1 protein-coding gene is annotated in these 463 nt (G+C 66.7%); it reads left to right on the forward strand.

Annotated features, from left to right (window positions below; genetic code table 11):
• Positions 1-463 (forward strand): alkaline phosphatase family protein (locus J5M58_RS26765; protein WP_207880389.1); only part of this gene is annotated, 463 nt, incomplete at both ends.

A 463-nucleotide genomic window follows, 5' to 3' on the forward strand; every position in this document is an offset into this window, starting at 1 on the left:
CTATCAACTGTTCTGCGACGACCACCCCGCCCCCGGCGCCGTGCCGACCAATCAGGGCTTCGTCGTCAACTTCAAGTCGGCGATCGCGACCGATCAGTCGCGGCACGACAAGGACGCGCTGCCCGGCACGACGCCCGAGCAGATCATGGGCATGTACACGCCGGAGCTGCTGCCCGTGCTGTCCGGGCTCGCGAAGGGCTATGCGGTGTGCGACCGCTGGTTCGCGTCTGCGCCGACGATGACGATGCCCAACCGCGCGTTCGCGCTCGCCGCCACGTCGCAGGGCCACCTCGACGATCACGTGAAGATCTTCACTTGCCCGAGCATCTTCGGGCGGTTGTCGGACCAGGGCGTCGACTGGGCGATCTTCGGCTACAACCGCGATCCGCTCACGCGCCACGACTTCCCCGACACGCAGAACGCCGACGACAGCCACTTCGGCCACTTTCGCGATTTCCAGGCG

The sequence above is a fragment of the Pseudomonas sp. 32_A genome, from assembly GCF_017490905.1.
Taxonomy (GTDB): Bacteria; Pseudomonadota; Gammaproteobacteria; order Pseudomonadales; family Pseudomonadaceae; genus Aquipseudomonas; species Aquipseudomonas inefficax.